The 15,350-nt window shown below is 72.4% G+C and carries 13 protein-coding genes; 7 read left to right on the top strand and 6 right to left on the bottom strand.

The features are described from left to right. Positions 1 to 78: 78 nt before the first annotated feature. The 4 genes from RNC47_RS17245 to RNC47_RS17230 form a co-directional block, all read right to left on the bottom strand. A complete protein-coding gene (locus RNC47_RS17245; protein ID WP_311599765.1) occupies positions 79 to 240 on the bottom strand; it encodes a hypothetical protein in 162 nt (53 codons plus the stop codon). A 119-nt stretch (positions 241 to 359) separates the two neighbouring features. Next, the gene (locus RNC47_RS17240) at positions 360 to 584 is read right to left on the bottom strand and encodes a hypothetical protein (protein WP_311599764.1); all 225 of its coding nucleotides are present in this window, start codon (positions 582 to 584) and stop codon (positions 360 to 362) included. Positions 585 to 757: 173 nt separating this feature from the next. Continuing rightward, positions 758 to 3,679, bottom strand: a complete 2,922-nt coding sequence (locus RNC47_RS17235) for an AfsR/SARP family transcriptional regulator (protein ID WP_311599762.1) — start codon at positions 3,677 to 3,679, stop codon at positions 758 to 760. 48 nt (positions 3,680 to 3,727) lie between these two features. Continuing rightward, entirely contained in the window at positions 3,728 to 5,251 is a 1,524-nt protein-coding gene (locus tag RNC47_RS17230; protein WP_311599760.1) for a CehA/McbA family metallohydrolase, read from the bottom strand. A 124-nt stretch (positions 5,252 to 5,375) separates the two neighbouring features. Here RNC47_RS17230 and RNC47_RS17225 point away from each other — a divergent pair, with 124 nt between their 5' ends. Then, on the top strand, positions 5,376 to 7,988 hold the full coding sequence (locus RNC47_RS17225; protein ID WP_311599759.1) for a bifunctional FO biosynthesis protein CofGH: 2,613 nt from the start codon (positions 5,376 to 5,378) through the stop codon (positions 7,986 to 7,988). Further along, complete coding sequence (locus RNC47_RS17220) at positions 7,985 to 9,109, top strand: ADP-ribosylglycohydrolase family protein (RefSeq protein ID WP_311599757.1); 1,125 nt, start codon at positions 7,985 to 7,987, stop codon at positions 9,107 to 9,109. The genes RNC47_RS17225 and RNC47_RS17220 overlap by 4 nt, the downstream gene beginning before the upstream one ends. Here the strand turns inward: RNC47_RS17220 and RNC47_RS17215 are convergent. Beyond that, positions 9,088 to 10,047 (bottom strand): LysR family transcriptional regulator, encoded by a 960-nt coding sequence (locus RNC47_RS17215; RefSeq protein ID WP_311599755.1) that lies wholly within the window; start codon positions 10,045 to 10,047, stop codon positions 9,088 to 9,090. The genes RNC47_RS17220 and RNC47_RS17215 overlap by 22 nt on opposite strands. A 78-nt stretch (positions 10,048 to 10,125) precedes the next feature. Between RNC47_RS17215 and RNC47_RS17210 the strand changes: the two genes are divergently transcribed. The 3 genes from RNC47_RS17210 (at position 10,126) to RNC47_RS17200 (ending at position 13,248) form a co-directional block, all read left to right on the top strand. Next, positions 10,126 to 11,013 (top strand): EamA family transporter, encoded by an 888-nt coding sequence (locus RNC47_RS17210; RefSeq protein ID WP_311599754.1) that lies wholly within the window; start codon positions 10,126 to 10,128, stop codon positions 11,011 to 11,013. Next, the gene (locus RNC47_RS17205; protein WP_311599752.1) at positions 11,010 to 11,633 is read left to right on the top strand and encodes an NAD(P)-dependent oxidoreductase; all 624 of its coding nucleotides are present in this window, start codon (positions 11,010 to 11,012) and stop codon (positions 11,631 to 11,633) included. The genes RNC47_RS17210 and RNC47_RS17205 overlap by 4 nt, the downstream gene beginning before the upstream one ends. A 148-nt stretch (positions 11,634 to 11,781) precedes the next feature. Next, positions 11,782 to 13,248, top strand: a complete 1,467-nt coding sequence (locus RNC47_RS17200) for a prenyltransferase/squalene oxidase repeat-containing protein (RefSeq protein WP_311599751.1) — start codon at positions 11,782 to 11,784, stop codon at positions 13,246 to 13,248. Here RNC47_RS17200 and RNC47_RS17195 read toward each other — a convergent pair. After that, positions 13,215 to 13,736 carry an NUDIX hydrolase gene (locus tag RNC47_RS17195; protein ID WP_311599750.1) on the bottom strand — a complete coding sequence of 174 codons (522 nt, stop codon included), beginning with the start codon at positions 13,734 to 13,736 and terminating at the stop codon, positions 13,215 to 13,217. The two genes, RNC47_RS17200 and RNC47_RS17195, sit on opposite strands and share 34 nt — an antisense overlap. Before the next feature lie 216 nt (positions 13,737 to 13,952). Here RNC47_RS17195 and amcB point away from each other — a divergent pair, with 216 nt between their 5' ends. Next, the gene (amcB, locus tag RNC47_RS17190; RefSeq protein WP_311599748.1) at positions 13,953 to 15,107 is read left to right on the top strand and encodes a cyclophane-forming radical SAM peptide maturase AmcB; all 1,155 of its coding nucleotides are present in this window, start codon (positions 13,953 to 13,955) and stop codon (positions 15,105 to 15,107) included. Further along, positions 15,104 to 15,295: a multiple cyclophane-containing RiPP AmcA gene (gene amcA / locus RNC47_RS17185; protein WP_311599747.1), complete on the top strand. Its 192-nt coding sequence runs from the start codon at positions 15,104 to 15,106 to the stop codon at positions 15,293 to 15,295. Before amcB ends, amcA begins: the two co-directional genes overlap by 4 nt. Positions 15,296 to 15,350 lie beyond the last annotated feature (55 nt).

The following is a 15,350-nucleotide window of genomic DNA, read 5'->3' as shown; positions in this document are numbered from 1 at the left end:
CATGACAGCCACCAATAAACAGGCGATAAACGATTTCGCGGGGCGGGCCCGAGGGCTCGCCCCGCGAAGCGGAGCGGGTTACTCGACGGTCGCCGGGGCGGTGGTGCCCCAGTTGTCGCCGTTGGGCTCCGTCACCGGAGTGGACGCGTTCGGCCCGAGGGCCAGCGCGGGGGCGGTGGCGCCCAGGACACACGCCACCGTCGTGAGGCAGACGGCGAGGATCCTCTGAGTGCGAGTCATGCGGAGTCTCCTAGTAGCTGTTCGCTCTCCAATCGAATGTGCCCGGGATTGGGCACATAAGAACCGGCCGCAGCGGCGACGAGTCTCCGCTGCGGCCGGTCGCTCGGTGGTGCCCCCGGCTACTTCTGGGGCGTGTCGGCCGGTTGGCTGGTCCCGTAGTTGTCACCGAGCGGCTTCACCGGCGGCTTGGCGGTCGACGCGGCCAGCGGCTTGACGGTCGGCTCGCTGGTGCCGTAGTTGTCGTCCTCGGTGTCGACGGGCTCGCTGGTCCCGTAGTTGTCCAGCGGCTTGATGGTGGTGCCCTGCGCGTCCCTGGTGGCCCGCTGCTTGCTGTTCTCGGTCACGATGAACTCCAGTCCTGAAGGTGAGCGGGCGCGGGCCGTCCCTTGACTCCCCCGTGGCCAACGGACGGCCCGGCCGGCAACCGTTGCCCCCGAATGTGGCGGTTGCTGCGCATGAGCCTCGCATGCCGAGATAAACGATTGATATATGGGGTGCTGGCGCGAGGTTTGAAAGCTCAGATGGCGCTGGAGCGCAGAAGGTTGCGGACGGCGTCGGCCTCCTGGCTGCCCAACTCCTCGAAGGTGACGAGGGCCTGCTCCCAGCAGGCGTGGGCGCGGCCGGCCTGGCCGATGGCGGCGAGGGCGTGGCCGAGCAGGGTGAGGATCTGGGCGCGGCGGTAGTCGCCGCCGACGTCGCGGAGTTGGGCGAGTGCCTGCTCGGCGAGGCGGGCGGCCTCGGTCGGCTGGTCGGTGCTCAGGTGCACCTCGGCCATGCGGAAGAGGGTCATGCCCTCCCAGAGCCGCTGCCGGTGGGACGTGAAGGTGGCCAGTGCGGCGGTCAACTGTTGCATGGCGGCCTGGGGTTGGCCGTCGGCTGCCAGGGAGCGGCCCAGCGCGTACTGGCCGTTGGCGAGTCGGATCCCCGACCCGGGTGACTGGAGGATCTCCAGGCACTGGTAGGCGAGTTCCACGGCTCGGGTGGTGCGGCCCAGATTGAGGCAGCTGCGGGAGAGGTTCGCCAGGGCGCTGGCCTCGCCGGGGCGGTCCTGGTACTCGCGGAACGCTTCGAGTGCCTTGAGGAGGTAGCCCTCGGCGTCCGCCTCCCGGCCCAGGTAGCCGGCGGCGATGCCGCGCAGGTTGGCGGCCTGCGCGCGGATGGTGGGCTCTTCGGCCGCGACGCCGAGCAGCCAGGCCCGCTGGGCGTGGGCGTCCGAGGACTCGAAGCGTCCGGCGTGGTTGTCCGCCTGGGCAAGGGCGATCAGCACCCGTCCCTCGGTGCGCGGGTCGTCGGCGTCCTGAGCGGCGCGGAGCAGCGCCTCGGCCGCCCGCTCGTACTGGAAGGAGAACACCCCGGACTCGGACAGGTCGCGGGCCACCAGCAGCAGGTCGGCCGCCGGGCGCACCCGGCCCGGCTCGACGGCCTGCCGGGCACAGGAGAGCAGGCAGTCGGCCTCGGTGAACAGCCACTCGACGGCGGCCTCGGCCGTGTCGAAGTCGAGGCCCGGGTGGCTGGTGGGCGTCAGGTGGCGCGGCAGCCGGTCGCCGGGCCGCTCCAGCTCGTAGACCCGGGCGGTGGTGGCCAGGTAGAAGTCGAGCAGCCGCACCCGTGCGGCCTCCCGCTCCGCCGGCGGCTGCTCGTCCCGCTCGGCGCAGGCGCGGGCGAAGAGCCGCACGAGGTCGTGGAAGCGGTAGCGACCCGGCGCCGCGGACTCCACCAGGGAGGTGTCGACCAGCGTCTCCAGGATGGACTCGGCGGTCTCGGCGTCGCGGTCGAGGAGCGCGGCGGCGGCGTGGAGGGAGATGTCGGGGCCGTCGGCGAGGCCGAGGAGGCGGAAGGCGCGGGCCTGCTCGGCGTCCAGTTGGCCGTAGCCGAGTTCGAAGGTGGCCTTGACGGCCTGGTCGCCGGCCTGGAGGACGTCGAGGCGGCGGCGTTCGTCGCTGAGCTTGCTGGCCAGGACGGAGACGGTCCAGGTGCGGCGGGAGGCGAGGCGGGAGGCGGCGATGCGGATGGCGAGCGGCAGGAAGCCGCAGGCGGCGACCACGTCCATGGCGGCCTGGCGCTCGGCGTTGACCCGTTCCGCGCCGACGATGCGGGTGAAGAGGGTCAGGGCCTCCTCGGGGCTCATCACGTCGAGGTCGACGAGGTGGGCGCCGGCGAGGTCGACCATCCGCACCCGGCTGGTGATGAGGGTGGCGCAGTCGGGGGTGCCGGGCAGCAGGTGGCGGATCTGGGCGGCGTCGCGGGCGTTGTCGAGCAGGATCAGCAGCCGGCGGCCGTCCAGCAGCGAGCGGTAGTGGGCGGCGCGCTCCTGGAGGCTCTGCGGTATGGCCTCCTCGGCGGTGCCCAGCGCCCGCAGGAAGGCGCCCAGGACGGCCTTGGGGTCGGCGGGGGTGGAGCCCGCGCCCTGGAGGTCGACGTAGAGCTGCCCGTCGGGGAAGTTCTCCCGGGCCGCGTGGGCGACCTGTACGGCCAGCGTGGTCTTGCCGACGCCGCCGATGCCGGCGACGGCGGAGACGACCATGACCCGGCCGCCGGCGGTGGCCAGTTGGGCGCCGAGTTCGGCGACGAACGCGGTGCGCCCGGTGAAGTCGGGGACGGCGGCCGGGAGCTGGGCCGGGCGGATCGGCGGCGGGGCGGAGGTCTGCGGCGGGCCCACGTAGTTGAGGGAGGCGTCGGCGTTGAGGATGCGCTGCTGGAGCTCGGAGAGCTCGGCGCGCGGATCGACGCCCAGCTCGCTGGTCAGCTTCCGGCGGGCGTCGGCGTAGACGGCCAGCGCCTCCTTCTGCCGGCCGCAGCGGTAGAGCGCCAGCATCAGCAGCTCCACGAACCGCTCGTGGTACGGGTTCTCCGTGGTGAGCGCGGTCAACTCGGAGACAGACTCCGCGTGTAGACCCGCCTGGAGGCCCACGTCCAGGCGCTGTTCCAGGAGGTTGAGCCGCTGCTCGCCCAGCCGGGTGCGCTGCATCTCGGCCTCGGGGCCCGGCACGTTGCCCAGCGCCTCGCCGTCCCACAGGGCGAGCGCCTGCCCGTACAGCTCGTGGGCCCGGCTGAGCTCGCCGGCGGCCGACGCCTTCTCGGCCGCCGCGGTCAGCCGGGCCACGACGTTCACGTCCAACTCGTCGTCGGGGCCGAGCCGGAGGGCGTAGCCGCCGAACTCGCTCACCCACACGTCGGCCCGCCCGCTCAGCATCTTCCGCAGCCGCGAGGCGTAGGTGCGCACCGTGGCCACCGCCTGGGAGGGCGGGTCCTCGCCCCACAGGGCGTTCACCAGCTCCTGGGCGGTGGCCGTGCGGCCGTGGCGCAGCAGGAGGGCCGCGATGACGGCCCTCAGCTGAGGGGAGGTGGAGGACAGCTCCCGTTCGCCCTGCCGGACACGGACGGGCCCGAGCACGGAGAAGTACAGGGTCCCCTCAACGGTCCCCTCACCAACGGTCATGGGTCCTCTGCCTCTTACCTCATTAACGTATGGGGCGAACGTTGGAGTCTATCGGCCTGAACTGCCCCCGAGGAAGACCGGATTGCTCATCGCGGCCATCGCTCCGGGCAGCCCGGACGCCCCGCCGTCGGCCGGTCGGTGGCGTACCTCGGCCCGAACATAGGCCACCAGCGAGACGGTTGTCTCCCAGGTGAGGGTCCCCGAATTGATGTCCGACGAAAGCTGCGTCGAACGCATGAGGCCCTGGTCCGTGATCAGTCGCAGCACCCCGCCCGGCACTCCGGACACGTCGAGCCGGACGGTGACCTTCCGGTCCGCCGGGGCGTCCAGGCGTTCGCCGATGCCGGCGCGCCGGCCGCGTTCGTCGGTGACGGTCAGGTCGAGCGTGACGGCCGAGGACTCGGCGAGGTAGCTCCGGCCTGCCGCGATGCCGGCCAGGACGGAGCGGCGGTCCAGACCATCGGCCAGCACCACGGTCTGGGCGAGGCCGACCGGCTGCGGTTCGCGGTGCGCGTCGCTGTTGCCCATCGCCGGCAGCCAGTCGCCGCCGCCGCGCAGCAGCGACTCCCAGCTGGCCAGCGCCAGCTCCTCCTCGGCCGTCCACTCGCCGTTCCACAGCTCGACGGCGTCGGCCTCGCGGAAACCGAACCGCCACGAGCAGCCGATGCAGGTGGCATGGGCGTGCGCCGGTACGACGAGTCCACCCGCCCGGTGGATACGGCGTGCGTAGCGGGGGTACGCGTCGTCGCGCGCGCGGTAGCGCCAGTCGACGAAGGTGCCGGGGTCGGTGCCGAGCGCCAGGTAGTGGCCGTTGCGGGTGGTGACCTCCTCGCCGCAGAGGATCAGCAGGTCGTCGCCGTCCAGGCCGCGCCAGGCGCCGTGGCCCGAGGTGGTGTTGTGCTCGGTGGAGACGATGAAGTCGAGCCCGGCGGCGCGGGCCGCGGCGGCGACCTCGGCCGGGGTGCGGCGCCCGTCGGAGTGGACGGTGTGCAGGTGGCAGTCGCCCCGGTACCAGGCGCGGCCACGGCCGCGGGCGCGCTCGCGGGGGTAGGTGGGGCGCGGGGTGGTGCCGGCCGGCCCGTACTCCAGGGTGATGGTCAGTTCGTAGTCCAGGCCCTGGGGGGCGATGGTGTAGGGGCCGAGCGCGACATGCCAGGTGCCGGCGTTGACCGGCCCTGCCAGGTAGCCGGGGGTGGCCTCCTCGGCGCTCAGGAAGAACTCGGTGCGCGCGCCCCCCGACCAGCCGCGGAAGCCCTCGCCGCCGAGCTCGGTGCCGCGCTCGTCGAAGACGCCGATGTCCAGCGCGTTGCCCGGGGTGCCGGCGGGCACCTGCGGCCGGTCGTAGGTGTAGGAGACGGCCAGCCGGCGCACGCCGCGCGGCACCCGCACCGGGACGTAGACGAAGTCGGGCGCGCCGGTGTCGAGGTGGCCGCGCACGGTGCGGGTCTCGGGCCGGGCGGAGGCGTCGCCGTCGTCGGCGTTCGCGAAGTCCACGGGGGCCAGGGTAACGGCGGCCGCGCCGCCGGTGGCCGCACCGAGTCTGAGCAGGTCACGTCGGTTCACCGCGCCCATGGGGACAACTCCGTTCGGGATTCCGTAGGTTCGGGACCGAGCCACGGTCACACGCCCGGCGGGCCCCCACATGACGTGCGGGGGAACGCCAGAGGGCTACCTGCGCCGGCCCCACCCCACTCTTATGCTCGGTGGCATGACAAGTAGCGGAGCGGCCCCCACGGCCAACGCGATGCGGCGCGCGCTGCGCCGGGCCAGGGACGGGGTGGCCCTGGACGTGACCGAGGCCGCCGTGCTGTTGCGGGCCAAGGGCGACGACCTGGACGAGCTGGCGACCGCCGCCGCCCGGGTGCGGGACGCCGGCCTGGAGGCGGCCGGCCGGCCCGGCGTCATCACCTACTCCAAGGGCGTGTTCATCCCGCTCACCCGGCTGTGTCGGGACCGCTGCCACTACTGCACCTTCGTGACCGTGCCGGGCAAGCTGCGCCGCGCCGGCCACGGCATGTTCCTCTCCCCCGACGAGGTGCTGGAGATCGCCCGGCGCGGCGCCGAACTCGGCTGCAAGGAGGCCCTGTTCACGCTCGGCGACAAGCCGGAGGACCGCTGGCCCGAGGCCCGCGAGTGGCTGGACGCGGCCGGCTACGACTCCACGCTGGAGTACGTGCGCGCCATGGCGGTGCGGGTCCTGGAGGAGACCGGGCTGCTGCCGCACCTCAACCCCGGCGTGCTGAGCTGGACGGACTTCCAGCGGCTCAAGCCGGTGTCCGCGTCGATGGGCATGATGCTGGAGACCACCGCCACCCGGCTCTGGTCGGAGCCGGGCGGCCCGCACCACGGCTCGCCCGACAAGGAGCCGGCCGTCCGGCTGCGGGTGCTGGAGGACGCGGGCCGGTCCAGCGTGCCGTTCACCAGCGGGCTGCTCATCGGGATCGGCGAGACGTACGAGGAGCGCGCCGAGTCGCTGTTCGCGCTGCGCCGGGTGTCCCGGACCCACCGGGGCATCCAGGAAGTCATCATGCAGAACTTCCGCGCCAAGCCGGACACCGCGATGCGCGGCATGCCGGACGCGGAGCTGGCCGAGCTGGCCGCCACCGTGGCCGTGGCCCGGCTGCTGCTCGGCCCGACGGCCCGCATCCAGGCGCCGCCGAACCTGGTCGACGGCGAGTTCGACCTGCTGATCCGCTGCGGCATCGACGACTGGGGCGGCGTCTCGCCGCTCACCATCGACCACGTCAACCCCGAGCGGCCCTGGCCGCAGATCGAGGAGCTGACCCGCCGCACCGCGGCCGCCGGCTTCACGCTGCGCGAACGCCTCCCGATCTACCCGGAGTTCGTGAAGCGCGGCGAGCCCTGGCTCGACCCCAGGATCCTGCCGCACGTCACGGCGCTCGCCGAGCCCGAGACCGGCCTGGCCCGCGAGGACGCCATCCCGCGCGGCCTGCCCTGGCAGGAGCCCGACGAGCCGCTGACCGCCGCCGGACGCACCGACCTGCACCGCACCATCGACACCGAGGGACGCACCGGCGACCGCCGGGCGGACTTCGACGAGGTGTACGGCGACTGGGCCGCGCTCGCCGAACTGGCCGCGCCCGGCATGGTGCCGGAGCGGATCGAGGGGGACGTGCGGGCCGCGCTCTCCCAGGCCGCCGACGACCCGACCCGGCTGACGGACGAGCAGGCCCTGGCGCTGCTGCACGCGGAAGGACCGGCGCTCGACGCGCTCTGCCGGATCGCCGACGACCTGCGCCGCGCCGTGGTCGGCGACGAGGTGACGTACATCGTCACCCGCAACATCAACTTCACCAACGTCTGCTACACCGGCTGCCGGTTCTGCGCCTTCGCGCAGCGCCGCACCGACGCCGACGCCTACACGCTGTCGGTGGCACAGGTCGCCGACCGCGCCGCGCAGGCGTGGGAGGTGGGCGCCGTCGAGGTGTGCATGCAGGGCGGCATCCACCCCGACCTGCCGGGCACCGCCTACTTCGACATCGCGCGCGCGGTGAAGGAGCGGGTGCCGGGCATGCATGTGCACGCCTTCTCGCCGATGGAGGTCGTCAACGGCGCGGCCCGCACCGGGCTGTCCATCCGCGAGTGGCTGGTCGCGGCCCGCGAGGCGGGGCTCGACACCATCCCGGGCACCGCCGCCGAGATCCTCGACGACGAGGTGCGCTGGGTGCTCACCAAGGGCAAGCTGCCGGCCGACACCTGGATCGAGGTCGTCTCCACCGCCCACGAGTTGGGCATCAGGTCGTCCTCCACGATGATGTACGGCCACGTCGACCAGCCCCGGCACTGGCTCGGCCATCTGCGCACCCTGGCCCGGATGCAGCGGGCGAACGAGGAGAAGGGACTCGCCGGCTTCACCGAGTTCGTCACCCTGCCGTTCGTCCACACCAACGCCCCGGTCTACCTGGCCGGCATCGCCCGCCCCGGGCCGACCCACCGGGACAACCGGGCGGTCACCGCGATGGCCAGGCTGCTGCTGCACCCGCACATCACCAACATCCAGACCAGCTGGGTGAAGTTGGGCACCGAGGGCGCCGCCGAGATGCTGCGTTCGGGCGCCAACGACCTGGGCGGCACGCTGATGGAGGAGACCATCTCCCGGATGGCCGGCTCCTCCTACGGCTCCTACCGCTCGGTCGCCGAACTGAAGGCCATCGCGGACTCGATCGGCCGCCCGTCCAGGCTCCGCACCACCACCTACGGCGAGGTGCCGGCCGAGCGGGTGGCGGCCGCCGAGGCGGCGGACGGCCAACTGCCCAAGCTACTCCCGGTGTTGGGCGGCGAGGGGTGAGCGTGCCGACGGGGGGCGCGCTGTGGGGGCGGTCCGACCAGCAGGACTTCCGCAGCCGGGTACGCGGCTGCCTGCTGGGCGGCGCCATCGGGGACGCGCTGGGCGCCGGCGTTGAGTTCGACTCGCTGGAGCGGATCGTCGAACAGCACGGCGAGGACGGCGTCACCGACTACGTGCCCGCGTACGGTCGGCGCGGCGCGATCACGGACGACACGCAGATGACGATGTTCACGGTGGACGGCCTGATCCGGGCGCACGTCCGCCGGGACACCGGCGCCTGGCACCCGCCGACCGACCTGCACGCCGCCTACCGCCGCTGGTACGTCACCCAGCGCGAGTGGGGCCCGGACGAGCGGCGGGCCGAGGACGGCTGGCTGGCCCGCGAGGAGTGGCTGTACTCCCAGCGCGCCCCCGGCCGGGCCTGCCTGAGCGGGCTCGGCGACGCCAGGATGGGCACCGTCGAGCGGCCGAAGAACCCGGACTCCAAGGGCTGCGGCACGGTGATGCGCTCCGCGCCCTTCGGCCTGCTGGTCGGCTGGGAGCCGCAACTGGTCTTCCAACTCGCCGTGGAGTGCGCGGCGCAGACCCACGGCCACCCCACCGGGATGCTGGCGGCCGGCGCGTTCGCGGCCATCGTGCACGGCCTGGTGCGCGGCGACGACCTGGACGCCGCGATCCAGAAGGCGCTGGTGCAGCTGGCCACCCGCCCCGGCCACGAGGAGACCACCGACGCCCTGAAGCGCGCGCTCGGCGCCGTCCGGCAGGGCATGCCGAGGCCGGAGCTCGTGGAGTCGCTCGGCGAGGGCTGGACGGCCGAGGAGGCGCTGTCCATCGGGGTCTACTGCGCGCTGGTGGCCCAGGACATGCGGCACGGCCTGCTGCTCGCCGTCAACCACGGCGGCGACTCCGACTCCACGGGCTCGGTCTGTGGCAACCTGCTGGGCGCGTTGCACGGCGAGACGGCGCTGCCACCGGCCTGGGTGGCGGAGCTGGAGGGCCGGGAGACGCTGCTGGCGCTGGCCGACGACTTCGCGATGGAGATGACGCAGGGCCCGTCGCTGCACAGCCCCGGCGAGTCGTCCTCGGTCTGGCTGGAGCGCTATCCGCGGTCCACCGGCTGATCCGGCTCGGTGATGCGGGTGCGCTGGGCGCGTGCGGTCGGTTGGTCCGGGGCGGCGGCGTCGTCCGGCTCGATGCCCAGCACGTCAAGGAAGGCGGTCGCGGCCGGCGTGCGCGCCGAACGGCTCCAGATGACGTACTCGACGCGGGCCGGCGCGTCGGACACCTCGATGGTGACGACGCCGCCGGGCAGCTGCGGCACATAGGCCGAGGGCAGCATGGCCACGGCCAGGCCGGCGGCGACCAGCCGGGCCACGTAGTCCGCGGTGTTCACCTCGAAGGCGACGTCCCGGCCCAGCCCGGCGGCCGCGAAGGCCAGGTCGGACTGGGCACGCCCCGCCGTGCCCGCCGGCAGGTCCGCGAACACCTCGTCGGCGAGCCGCCGCAGGTCGACCACCGGCTCGCCGGCCAGCGGATGGTCCGGCGCGACCACGGCGACGAGCCGGTCGCGGGCCAGCTCCCGCACGGCGACGCCCCGGGGGTGCGCCGTGGTCGGCAGGCCGAGGAACGCCACGTCGAGGGCGCCCTCCCGCACCTGCTCGACCAGGGCGTCGCTGCCGCCCACCCGCAGGCTGACGCGCACCTCCGGGTACCGCCGGCGGAAGTCGCGCAGCGCGCCCGGCACGTCGACCGCGGCGACGGTGGGGATCAGGCCGACGGCCAGCCGGCCACGCACCTCCCCGACGGCCGCCGCGACCTCGGCCGCCGCCCGCTCCGCCGCGTCCAGGCACTGGCGGGCGGCCGGCAGGAACGCCGCGCCGGCCGGCGTGAGCCGCACCCGGCGGCTGGTCCGCTCGAAGAGCCGCGCGCCGAGCTCCCGCTCCAGGCGGGCGATCTGGTGGCTGAGCGCCGACTGCACCACCAGGCACCGCTCGGCGGCCCGGGTGAAGCTGTTGGTCTCGGCGACGGCGAGGACGTACCGCATCTGCTGGAGCTCCATGGATCCATCATGATTCGAGATCGATGAACTGACAAACATGTGTTGGACTCATCGATCGCCTCGAACGAGACTTCGAGCATGACCAGTGACCTGCAAAGGACCGCCCTGACGGCGCTGGCTCCATCGGTGTGGGGCACGACCTATGTCGTCACCACGGAGCTGCTCCCGGCCGGCCACCCCCTGTTCGCCGGGCTCCTGCGGGCGCTGCCCGCCGGCCTGATCGCGCTCGCGATCACCCGGACCCTGCCGCGCGGAGCCTGGTGGGGGAAGGCCGCCGCGCTCGGCGTACTCAACATCGGCCTCTTCCTCCCCCTGCTGTTCGTCGCCGCCGAGCGCCTGCCGGGCGGCGTCGCCGCGACGCTGGCCGCCGCCCAGCCGCTCGTCGTCGCCGTGCTGGCCGTGACGGTGCTGCGCGAGCGGCTCTCCGGCTGGCGGCTCCTGTGGGGCGTGGCCGGCGTCGTCGGCGTCGGCCTGGTGGTGATCGGGCCGAACGCCTCGCTCGACGCCGTCGGAATCGCGGCCGGCCTCGCCGGCGCGGCCACCATGGGACTCGGCGTGACGCTCACCAAGCGCTGGGGACGCCCCGCCGGGGTCGGCCCGATGGCCTTCGCCGGCTGGCAACTCGCCGCGGGCGGCCTGTTCCTGGTGCCCGTCACCCTCCTCGCCGAGGGCCCGCCCCCGGCCGTCGACGCGCCCGCCGCCCTCGGCTACCTCTGGCTCGGCCTGGTGGGCGGACTGATCACCTACACCCTCTGGTTCCGGGGCGTCACCGCCCTGCCCGTCACCTCGGTCGCCGTCCTCGGCCTGCTCTCGCCACTGGTCGCCGCCCTCCTCGGCGCCGCCCTGCTCGGCGAGACCCTGGGCCCCGTCCAACTCGCCGGCTTCGGACTCTCCCTCGCCGCGATCGTCGCGGGACAGCTCCCCGCGCCCACCCGAACCCCCGCACCGGAAGGAGCACTTCGTTGAGGATCACCGTGATCGGAGCCGCCGGCATGGTCGGCTCCCGCGTCGTCGCCGAGGCCGCCGCCCGGGGCCACGAACCGGTCGCGGTCCACCGGCGAGCGCCGTCCGGCCCGTCCCCGACCGCCGTCGTGGCCGACGCCGACGACCTCCACCGCATGACCGAACTGTTCGCTTCCACCGACGCCGTCGTGGCCGCGACCCGACCCGCACCCGGCCACGAACCGACCCTCGTCCCGACCACCACCACCCTGCTCGACGCGGCGGCGAAGGCCGGCACCCGCATCCTGGTCGTCGGCGGCGCCGCCCCACTGCGGCTCCCGGCCGACCCCGACCGCCTCGTCCTCGACAGCGCGGAGTACGTGCCGCCGCCGTACCGTGCCATCGCCACCGCCAGCGCCGCCCAACTGGCCACCTGCCGCGCCCACCCGGCCGACTGGACCTACCTCAGCCCACCCGCCCTCCTCCAACCCGGCCCCCGCACGGGCCACTACCGACGCGGCACCACCACCCTCCTCACCGCCGCCGACGGCACCTCCCACATCTCGGCCGAGGACCTGGCCGTCGCCATCCTCGACGAACTGGAGAACCCGCGCGCGGACCGGCACTTCACCGTCGGCTACTGAAACCCTCGCGAGCTGATCAGACGGGCGCGGACACGTATGGCCCCTGACCACCTTGCCGTAACGGCCCCGGGAGTGGACAAGCGTCCCCAATACTCGTTTTGGGTACGGTCCGGCCGGGGCCATCCGGCAGCGACGGTGGAGGCGGGTCGTGAGAAAGGCGCGCGCGGGGCTTACCGCGTTCGAGGCGCGGGCAGGGGAAGCCGCACGGACCCTGCTGAACAATCAGGGCCACGACGGTGGATGGGGGCTCACGCTCACCTCGGTGTCATCGATCGTCAACACCAGTGAGGTCCTTCCTGTCCTTCGGGTCGCCGGCATCGCGGGACAGCCGGTGCGCCAGGCGCTCGACTATCTGACCGGCGCCATTCCGGAGCACTGCCGGCCCCGTCACAAGGGCGGCCGTGGTGAGCACACCCGCTTCATCGCCTTCGGCCTGGCCGGACTGCTGTCACATCCGCGCTTCTTCCACCAAGAGGGCGTCGCAGAGGCCGTTGCCTGGTGCGTCGGTTGGTTCGACGACCACCGCGTCGACCACGGATGGCCCGAGGTGCTCGGCCCTGACGACACCTCGCTGCACCAGACCGCCCTCACCATGCAGGCGCTCGCCCAACTCAGGGATACTCTTCACGACCTCGGCCCGGGCCTCGTCCTTCCCGGGGGGACGGACACCACGAGCCTGCTGGAGCGAGTCGAGCCACTGATCGACCACGGTGTCCACGGTCTGCTCTACCACCGCCGGCCCAGCGGCGCCTGGGGGTGGCGCACTTATGTGGACACCGATCCGAGCCCGAGCAAGACCGCTCTGTGCGTACTGGCGCTCTCCACGGTCGCCTCCGGCACCGGCCCCGGAGGCGAACCCGCGTACCGGGACGTTCCCCGGGACACCGGAGGCGTCCACGGCTCGGTGCGGAAGAAACGGCTGTCCGAGGTGGTCGTCGATGCCGGGCAGTGGCTGCTGCGTAACCACCACCGCTGGGAGACCTTCGTCGAGGACGACAAGGACGTGCAGGGCACCGCGTGGGTGCACATGGCGTACGCGTTGTGCACCCAGGCCGCCATCCGGTCCGGCGCCGACCCCCGTGACCCGCGGCTGTCCACAGCCTGGCGGTTGATGAACGACCTCTGGGACGGCGAAGCCGGGATGTGGAACGAACCCGGAGCATCCGGCAAGCGCGCCACCATCCGCGCGGCGTACTACACGGTCTCGGCTTATCAGGAGGCACGCGACCGTCTCGCGCGGATCGGTCTGGGCGAGGAAGCCGGGGCCGTTGACAGGGGCATCAGCTCGGAGATTCCCATCGTGAGCGCCGAACTCGCCGACGGCCAAACGGTCCTGCTGACCACACAGCACGACGCCGGCCCGGTGGCGTGTGAGCTGTCGGAGCGCTTGTTCGACCTGGCGAAGGCCGTGCACGACGGCCCGAGTGAGGGCATGCCGACCGAGCAGATCGCCCAGGCCCTCTTCGTCGCGCCGTCCTCGGTGCCCAAGTACGTCCAGCGCCTGAACCAGGCGGTATCGACCGCCCTCGGCGGCGCCCCGGCACGCCTACTGCTGGCCAGCACCGCGAATGGTGTCAGTGGCTACGCCTGGGCGCGCTCGAAGGTGACCGGATAGTTCAGCAGGGCGAAACGCGCCAGGGAACGGACCTGTTCGAAGGTCGGCAGCTGCTCCAGGTCCTCCAGGCCGAACCACCCGGCCCCGTGGACCTCCTCCAACTGCGCCTCCACCACCTGCTCGGCACTGTCCTCCTGGCGGCGCACGAAGAAGAACTGGACCAGGGCCGGGACGGGAAATCCTTCCCGCTCGATGTCCACGTAGAAAGGGACCGGCTCGGGGGCGGCGTTGTCGTCGGCCGGGTGGATGGCGGGCTGGCTGGAGATCGCCTCCACCAGCAGGCCCGTCTCCTCCTTGAACTCGCGTACCGCTGTGCCGGCGAACGACTCGCCGGGCTCGATGTGGCCGCCGGGCGGGACCCACTTGTCGAAGCGGTTGTGGTGGACGAGTAGTACCTTGCCGCGCTCGACCAGGTAGCCCGAGCAGATGTACACCAGGCCGATATCGCGGGCCGCCTGGCCGTCGTGAATCAGGATCGAGCGAGCCACGCTCGCCACGATAGCCCACCGACCCTTGCTCGAACGCGTAAGCGAAACCGAGGATCTCATCCGAAAGTCATCGGATGCCGGATGACACGTCAGTGGTGATGACATCGTGATGTCATCGCGTGCGCGTCATGACAGGCCGGAGAGTGGACGTGTGCCCGCCGCTGCCGGATCGATCGCGGTGAGCAGAAACCCATTTCGGCGAGGGAAAGGACCGCGATGCGCACCCGCATCACCGGCTGGCGTGCCCGCTACGACCAGTGGTTCACGGCCCCGCAGACCGTGGTTGTCCAGCCCACGACCTGGTGCAACCTCGACTGCCGCTACTGCTACCTGCCCTTCCGCAAGCTCAAGCACCAGATGCGCCCAGAGGTCGCCGCCGCTGTGGCGACGTCAGTGGCCCAACTCACGAGCGATGGCAGTCGACCGATCGGGATCGTCTGGCACGGCGGAGAGCCGCTCGCTGTCGGCCCGCAGAAGTTCACCTCGCTACTCGCCCCGTTCGAAGAGCTGCGCCACGGCGGCCGTGTCCACCATTACGTGCAGACCAACGCCACCCTGATCAGTGACCCCTGGTGTGAGCTGCTGGCCGGGCACGACATCCGTGTGGGCGTGAGCATCGACGGCCCCGCCTCGATGAACACCGACCGGATCGACCTGCACGGCAAGCTCGCCTTCGACCGGACGCTCCGCGGCATCCGGCGCCTACGGGAGCACGGCATCGCTTTCTCCGTGATCTCGGTCGTAGCCACCAGCACCGTCGGCCGGCCCGAAGAGCTGCTGGAGTTCCTGGCAGAGCTGGGCTGCCACTCGGTGGGCTTCAACATCGAGGAGATCGAGGGCGCCAACACCGACCGGCAGGCGCCCACGCCCGAGCAGGCCGAGGAGTTCTGGCGCCGCACCCTCACCTGGACCAGCTCCCACGGCGACCGTATGCAGGTCAGGGAGCTTGAACGCCTCGCCGAGTACCTGCACCTCATCCGCACCGGACAGCGTGCAGCATGGGACGAGCGGCGCCTCGATCCGATCCCCACCGTCTCCGTCGCGGGTGACGTGGTGCTGCTCTCCCCGGAATTGGCGGACACCCTCGACCCTGCCTACGACGATTTCTGCGTCGGCAACATCCTCGCCCAGCCCCTCGCCGAGATCCTGGGCGGTGCTCACCGGGTCCGCTACGTCCGTGACTTCCTTACCGGCCTGGACCGCTGCCGGGCCGAGTGCGCGTTCTACGACTTCTGCCGCGGTGCACAGGCCGCCAACCGCTATTTCGAGAACGGCAGCCTGCGGTCCACCGAGACCAACCACTGCCGGGTCACCCGGCAGGCTCTGGTCCACGCTTTATCCACCCTCGCGACCAAGGAGAAAGCGACATGACACTCCTCGACGGATTGACCACCTCCGACGCGCCCGTCGTGATGAACTTGATCTCCGCCCATGTTGCTCCGGCTGCCGTGGTCACGGAAGCAGGGTGGGACAACCGGCCAACGTGGGACAACTGGCCGAAGAGCCCCGCGCCCTTCGACAACCGGCCCACATGGGACAACTGGAACAAGAAGAGGTGACCCGCCGCCGGTGGCGCTCGCACGGGGCCACCGGCGCCGCAATGGCCCACCGCGT

The sequence above is a fragment of the Streptomyces millisiae genome (assembly GCF_031845425.1).
Taxonomy (GTDB): domain Bacteria; phylum Actinomycetota; class Actinomycetes; order Streptomycetales; family Streptomycetaceae; genus Streptomyces; species Streptomyces millisiae.
The sequence above is the reverse complement of the archived record's forward strand: the minus strand, read 5'-3'. Positions and strand labels throughout refer to the sequence as shown.

What these genes read in the sequence shown, in the direction of transcription:
- RNC47_RS17225 (WP_311599759.1), top strand. Translation starts at nt 5,376, where the DNA reads ATGCTCGGTGGCATGACAAGTAGCGGAGCGGCCCCCACGGCCAACGCG.
- amcA (WP_311599747.1), top strand. Translation starts at nt 15,104, where the DNA reads ATGACACTCCTCGACGGATTGACCACCTCCGACGCGCCCGTCGTGATG.
- RNC47_RS17245 (WP_311599765.1), bottom strand. Translation starts at nt 240, where the DNA reads ATGACTCGCACTCAGAGGATCCTCGCCGTCTGCCTCACGACGGTGGCG.
- RNC47_RS17230 (WP_311599760.1), bottom strand. Translation starts at nt 5,251, where the DNA reads ATGGGCGCGGTGAACCGACGTGACCTGCTCAGACTCGGTGCGGCCACC.
- RNC47_RS17235 (WP_311599762.1), bottom strand. Translation starts at nt 3,679, where the DNA reads ATGACCGTTGGTGAGGGGACCGTTGAGGGGACCCTGTACTTCTCCGTG.
- RNC47_RS17215 (WP_311599755.1), bottom strand. Translation starts at nt 10,047, where the DNA reads ATGGAGCTCCAGCAGATGCGGTACGTCCTCGCCGTCGCCGAGACCAAC.
- amcB (WP_311599748.1), top strand. Translation starts at nt 13,953, where the DNA reads ATGCGCACCCGCATCACCGGCTGGCGTGCCCGCTACGACCAGTGGTTC.
- RNC47_RS17210 (WP_311599754.1), top strand. Translation starts at nt 10,126, where the DNA reads ATGACCAGTGACCTGCAAAGGACCGCCCTGACGGCGCTGGCTCCATCG.